The 6382-nt window shown below is 33.0% G+C and carries 9 protein-coding genes and 1 other annotated feature; all 9 genes read right to left on the reverse strand.

The genetic code is table 11. The annotated features are described in order from the left end of the window. Nucleotide 1 precedes the first annotated feature (1 nt). The 9 genes from ruvB to mreC all read right to left on the reverse strand — a co-directional run bounded on the left by ruvB (nt 2) and on the right by mreC (nt 6323). Nucleotides 2-1006 (reverse strand): Holliday junction branch migration DNA helicase RuvB, encoded by a 1005-nt coding sequence (ruvB, locus tag CD113_RS02050; RefSeq protein WP_002462964.1) that lies wholly within the window; start codon nt 1004-1006, stop codon nt 2-4. A gap of 33 nt (nt 1007-1039) precedes the next feature. Next, a complete protein-coding gene (gene ruvA, locus CD113_RS02055; RefSeq protein ID WP_002462966.1) occupies nt 1040-1645 on the reverse strand; it encodes a Holliday junction branch migration protein RuvA in 606 nt (201 codons plus the stop codon). A gap of 13 nt (nt 1646-1658) precedes the next feature. Further along, nucleotides 1659-2114 carry an ACT domain-containing protein gene (locus CD113_RS02060; protein ID WP_002462969.1) on the reverse strand — a complete coding sequence of 152 codons (456 nt, stop codon included), beginning with the start codon at nt 2112-2114 and terminating at the stop codon, nt 1659-1661. Nucleotides 2115-2126: 12 nt separating this feature from the next. Next, complete coding sequence (obgE, locus tag CD113_RS02065; protein ID WP_002462971.1) at nt 2127-3419, reverse strand: GTPase ObgE; 1293 nt, start codon at nt 3417-3419, stop codon at nt 2127-2129. 487 nt (nt 3420-3906) lie between these two features. After that, nucleotides 3907-4191, reverse strand: a complete 285-nt coding sequence (gene rpmA / locus CD113_RS02070; protein WP_000916187.1) for a 50S ribosomal protein L27 — start codon at nt 4189-4191, stop codon at nt 3907-3909. An 11-nt stretch (nt 4192-4202) separates the two neighbouring features. After that, nucleotides 4203-4523, reverse strand: coding sequence for a ribosomal-processing cysteine protease Prp (locus CD113_RS02075; RefSeq protein WP_002463023.1), 321 nt, complete (start codon nt 4521-4523; stop codon nt 4203-4205). A 6-nt stretch (nt 4524-4529) separates the two neighbouring features. Then, nucleotides 4530-4838: a 50S ribosomal protein L21 gene (rplU, locus tag CD113_RS02080; protein ID WP_002463025.1), complete on the reverse strand. Its 309-nt coding sequence runs from the start codon at nt 4836-4838 to the stop codon at nt 4530-4532. A gap of 12 nt (nt 4839-4850) precedes the next feature. Next, nucleotides 4851-4924: a sequence feature (ribosomal protein L21 leader region), on the reverse strand. A 26-nt stretch (nt 4925-4950) separates the two neighbouring features. Continuing rightward, a complete protein-coding gene (mreD, locus tag CD113_RS02085) occupies nt 4951-5481 on the reverse strand; it encodes a rod shape-determining protein MreD (protein WP_002463027.1) in 531 nt (176 codons plus the stop codon). After that, on the reverse strand, nt 5481-6323 hold the full coding sequence (gene mreC, locus CD113_RS02090) for a rod shape-determining protein MreC (RefSeq protein ID WP_002463029.1): 843 nt from the start codon (nt 6321-6323) through the stop codon (nt 5481-5483). The genes mreD and mreC overlap by 1 nt, the downstream gene beginning before the upstream one ends. Nucleotides 6324-6382: the final 59 nt, after the last annotated feature.

Consider the following 6382-nt stretch of genomic DNA (forward strand, 5'->3'; position numbering starts at 1 on the left):
TTTAATCTCTCTCCTCATTGTTCTTTCCAAAATGCTCATAAGCTAGTGCTGTTGCTCTACGTCCACGTGGTGTTCGCTCTAGGAAACCTTGTTGAATTAAAAAAGGTTCATAAACATCTTCTATAGTAATACGTTCTTCACCTATCGTGACAGCAATTGTATCAAGGCCAACAGGACCCCCATTATATTGATTTATGATGCATGACATCATTTTATGGTCAATATAATCTAAACCATGTTGATCCACTTGTAATAAATTTAATGCTCTTCTCGTAGTTTCTATATATATTTGCTCTTCTTCATTAACTTGTTGAAAATCACGCACGCGTTTTAATAAACGATTGGCAACACGTGGTGTCCCTCTTGAACGTTTAGCAAGTTCAATTGCACTATCCTCATCGATGCCAGTACCTAGTACCTCAGCAGTTCGAATAATGATTTCCTTTAAGTCTGATTCATTATAATATTCTAATCTCAAATGAACACCAAAGCGGTCTCTTAAAGGTCCTGTTAAACTTCCCGCTCTTGTTGTTGCACCAACTAAAGTAAAAGGTGGTAAATCAATACGAATACTGCGTGCTTCATCACCTTTGCCAATAATGATATCTAAAAAGAAATCTTCCATCGCAGGATATAATACTTCTTCAACTACACTACTTAGTCGGTGAATTTCATCAATGAAGAGAACGTCACCAGGTTGCAAACCAGATAAAATGGCTGCTAAGTCTCCTGGACGTTCTAAAGATGGTCCTGACACGGTACGTATATTAACTTCCATTTCATTAGCAATAATATTCGACAACGTTGTTTTACCTAATCCAGGGGGACCAAATAACAACACATGGTCTAACGGTTCTTGACGTAATTTAGCAGCTTTAATAAATACTTCTAAATTACTTTTTATGGCATTTTGACCAATATATTGTCGCAATTTTGTAGGTCGTAATGATAATTCAAAATCTGATTCTTCATTATGCATTGATTGATCAACCATTCGTTCATCCATGTTCATATCTCCCCCATAAATTTAAAGTCATTCTTAAGATACTAGTGTTTGCAAGCCAGCTTTTACCGCTTCATCAACAGTATCAAATGATTGTTTATTTAACGTTTTTTCAACTTTTGCTAATTCACGCTTAGAATAGCCAAGTGCTTCAAGTGCTAACATAGCTTCTTGAATTGTTTGATTATGTGATGATCCTTGAGAATCAACTTGTAATAGTGTGTTAGCATCTTCTTCAGTTATTTGTACTTTACCTTTTAAGTCTAATACGATTTGTCTTGCTGTTTTTTTTCCAATTCCAGGAAATTTAGTCAAATAAGCATCATTTTCATTTTCTATTGCTCTTTTAACTTCATTCGGTGTACTTGTTGCTAAAATAGCTAGCGCTGATTTAGGCCCGATACCAGTTACTTTTATTAAGCTTAAAAACATCTCTTTTTCATCTTCATTACTAAATCCATATAAAAGTTGAGCGTCTTCTCTAACGATTAATGATGTATGAATTTGAACATCGTTATCTAAATATTTTTGAAAACGGTAAGAATTAGGCGTCTGTATTTCATAGCCAATACCATTTGAAGTTTCAACAACAACGTGAGTAGGAAATAACTGCGTTAATTTTCCTTTTATATAGGCATACATATATGTCACTTCCTTATATAGTCATACTGATTAGTTCAACTTTTGATACATTGTCAATTTGTCTTAAAGTCGCAATCACATCATCTACTAATATATCTTTAGATTTAGCGTTAACAGATAACGTAATAGTAGCCTTTTCATCCATTGGTATACTTTGATGAATAGTCAATACTGATAATTCAAGTTTCGAAATTTCATCTAATACTCTTGCAAGCATACCGACAACATCTGTTACATATAAAATTAAAGTGAATTCTCTACGATCTAACATTTTGTCATCTACTGGAAATATTGTTTCTCTATATTTATAAAATGCACTTCTCGATAAATCGTATTGCTTAACGGCATCATAAATGGACAATTTAGGATCATTTTTTAAAGCATCTTTAATTTTTAATGTTTTAACAACTGATTCTGGTAAGACATCTTCTCTAATTAAATAAAACTTCTTATAATCATTGTTGTCCATTTATAACTCTCCTTACTCAATGAATTCGAATTCTCCACCTAAGATTCTAACAATATCACCATTTGAACATCCGCGTGCTCTAAGTGCATCATCAATTCCCATAGAACGCATTTGTCTAGCAAATCTACGGACAGCAGGATCACTATTAAAGTCAGTCATCTTGAACATTCTTTCAATAGCATTACCACTAACTACGTATGCACCATCATCATCTCTGGTAATAGTAAATTTATCTTGAGATGGTGTATGTTTATAAACTACGCGATTGATTCCCACAGTATCATCTTCTTCAACAGAAAAATCAACATCTTTATATTCTTCTAATTTATCCGCAATTGCATATAATAATTGATCAATATTTTCTCTAGTGATGGTAGAAATTGGTATAATCGTAACTTCATTACCAAAAGTTTCTCTGAACAACTCTAAGTTTTCTTGTGACTCAGGTAAGTCCATTTTATTTGCCACTACAATTTGTGGTCGATCCTCTAAACGTTGTTCATATGCAACTAACTCTTGATTAATCACATTAAAGTCTTCAATCGGATTTCTTCCATCTGTTCCACTCATATCTATCATATGAACGATTACTTTAGTTCTTTCAACGTGACGTAAAAATTGATGACCTAAACCAACACCTTCAGATGCACCTTCAATTAAACCTGGTAGATCGGCCATAACAAAGCTTCGTTGATCTGGTGTTGATACTACACCTAGATTAGGCTTAATTGTCGTAAAGTGATATGCCCCAATTTTAGGTTTGGCTTTAGAAACGATGGATAACAATGTTGATTTTCCAACACTTGGAAAGCCAACAAGACCTACGTCTGCTAATAACTTCAATTCAAGCGTAACATCTAGTTCTTCACCAGGTTCGCCATTTTCACTAAAGTCCGGTGCAGGATTTCGAGGTGTAGCAAAACGGGAGTTACCACGTCCACCACGTCCACCTTTCGCCACTACTGCTCTTTGGCCATTTTCTACTAAATCAGCCAATACTTCATCAGTTTCAACGTTCTTTATCGTAGTACCTGGTGGCACTTTTAATACTAAGTCTGCTGCATTTTTACCATGCATATTACTACTTTGCCCATTTTCACCTTTTTTAGCTTTAAAATGGCGTTGATATCTAAAGTCTAATAGTGTTCTTAATCCTTCATCCACTTCAAACACTACTGATGCACCTTTACCACCATCACCGCCAGCAGGACCACCAAACGGAATATATTTTTCTCTTCTATATGCAGTGATACCATTTCCACCGTCACCGGCTTTAAGAGATATTTTGACTTGATCGACAAACATATATCTCACCTCTTTTACTTTTTTTCATTTTCCCAATAATTATAGCATATTAAGCGCTCTTCTATCTTTGATAGATTAGAGCGATTTAGGGAGTGGGATAGAAATAATTTTTCAGCTTTATTTCGTAATCTCACCCCGGCAAGACTGACAAGGAATATAAATTATTATTTCATCTATGTTTTATATTCCAGACAGTTACTGCCAAATGAGTCAACTTTGTGACTCATGTATACCTTAAGTATTTTTATGTTAATAATTTACTGATTATACTATGTTTTATTATTTCTTTTATTGTTATGAAACTTAACAACTTCGTACAATCATATGGTCCTTAAATTTAAGTATTAGTTGTCATTCACATTACTTGATTATCTTATGAACACTTTACAGCTTTTATTGGCGCTATCAGCATACTTTTATATGCAAACAACATACTTAAATAATAAAAAACACCAGAAGTATCACTTCTGGTGTTAATTAGACAAAATTATTCAGCTACTGCATATACAGAAACTTGTTTTTTGTCGCGACCTTTACGTTCGAATTTTACTACGCCGTCGATTTTTGCGAATAATGTATCATCGCCACCACGACCTACATTTTCACCAGGGTAAATTTTAGTACCACGTTGGCGGTATAAAATTGATCCTCCTGTTACGAATTGACCGTCAGCACGTTTAGCACCTAAGCGTTTTGATTCAGAGTCACGTCCGTTTTTTGTAGAACTTACCCCTTTTTTAGATGCGAAGAATTGTAAGTTTAATTTTAACATCGGAATGCACCTCACTTATAATTTAATCTAATATTGTCACTATATTCTTCTTCAATTGTTTGTAAAGAAACTAACATTGCCTGAAGAATAAGTTGCGCTTCATCATTATTTGTATCAACACTTCTAATATGAAAATGACCACCATTATCATCATAATCGATATCTGGTCTTTCTGATGTCAAACCCATAATAGCATTAACACTACCAAATAAAACTGCTGAAGCTCCAGCACAAACGATATCATAACCATATTCGCCATGATTGGCATGGCCATCCATGATAACGTCAGTTACTTTGCCTTCATCATTAACTGTGATATCAACAGTAATCATAATTGATTACGCGTTAATTGCATCGATAGTTAATTTTGTATATGGTTGACGATGGCCTTTTTTACGTTTTGAATTTTTACGACGTTTGTAAGTAAATACAGTAATTTTTTTACCGCGACCTTGTTTATTAACTGTTGCAGTAACAGTAGCACCTTCAACTGTTGGCGCACCAACTTTAACTGAATCTCCACCTACAAATAATACTTTATCAAATGTGAAAGTGTCACCTTCATTTACGTCTAATTTTTCAACGTAAATTTCTTGACCTTTTTCTACTTTGATTTGTTTTCCACCTGTTTCGATAATAGCAAACATACTTTGCACCTCCTATATTATAAGTCACGCCATATATAGGTGACTACATCGTACTTAAACCTATATTTGAGCGGTTGTATGTAGCTACTCATAACTACTCAACTACTGCATCTTACCATTGACGACGTTTCATGTCAATTGCATTGTTAGTTTTTTTAATGAATTTAATAATCAAAGGATATAAAATAATCAATAGAATGAAATTCAATAGAAGCGTTGGTAATAATCTAAATAATACAAATTGAATTAGACTAAATTGAATAAATCCTAACACGCCATATATAACAGCAACATAAATCTCTAATAAGATTGTACAACTTAAAATGATGACAAACATCATAGTATGATCTTTGTAAAATATTTTAAAAAGCTGATCCATAAGTGCTAAAAATAATATATAGCCAAATAAATACACGCCATAAATACTACCAAAATATACATCTGTTATCATCCCTAAAAATATTGCCAGAAGAATACCTACTCCAAATCCTCGATAAACTGTCATCATTAATATGTACATTAGCGTTAAATGTGGTACGAATATAAGGTCTATGTTACCAATATGCATTGGAATAACTAACCCTATGGCTGTATCTATATAAAATAACAAAATACCAATCAGAAAATATTTTAACGCTCTCATTATTTATCCCCGCTTTCTTTATCAGGGATAGTGCTTGCATCTCTTTTGGCAACATAAACATGATTCAAGTCTGCTAAATCTGCACCTGTTTTAACTCTTACTTCTTTAGCTAAGCCATATTGATCATTTTGTACCTTTGTAACTTCACCTATATATAAGTTACTTGGTAAATCATCTGCCAGACCACTTGTGACAACTTTATCTCCTTTAGAAATATTATCTTTATTGTTAATGTCACTGATTACTAATTCTTCATTTTTTTCATCATATCTATCGATAAGACCAAAAACGTTTTTTGAATTATGTTGAATATTAACCGAAAGTTTACCAGATCTTGTGTTAGTAGAAATCAAGTCAACTTGTGATGAAAATTGATTTACTTTTGTTACTCTACCTATAAAACCTTGTGAAGTCATTACAGCCATATTAGTCTTAATGCCTGCTTTAGAACCTTTATCAATAATGATTGTGTTTAACCATTGATCTGGGTTTCTGGCAATTACTGTAGTTGAAATTGGATCATATTTAGAAATATCCTTAACATCCAACTCTTTTTTTAATTTTGTATTTTCTGATTCTAACTGTTGATTTTTTGCTTCTAGTTGATTGATTTTATTTTTAGTTTCTTTTGATTCACCCTTGCCAAAGAAATTTCCAATTGCACCAGATACAAAATTAACTGGATAACTCACAACTCTTTGTCCAAATGAGACAGAATCCCCTACATATTGTTCAGGAGGTGATTGAGATTGTGATCTGATGGATAATCCAATTAATGCAATGAAAACTATAATTGCACATAAAACAACAATTAATTTGTTATTTTTAAAAAATTTAAACACCCAGAACACCTCTATTACATCATAAATATTATTTGTCTTTACTATTTTATATTACAACC

This window comes from Staphylococcus simiae (assembly GCF_002902085.1).
Lineage (GTDB): Bacteria > Bacillota > Bacilli > Staphylococcales > Staphylococcaceae > Staphylococcus > Staphylococcus simiae.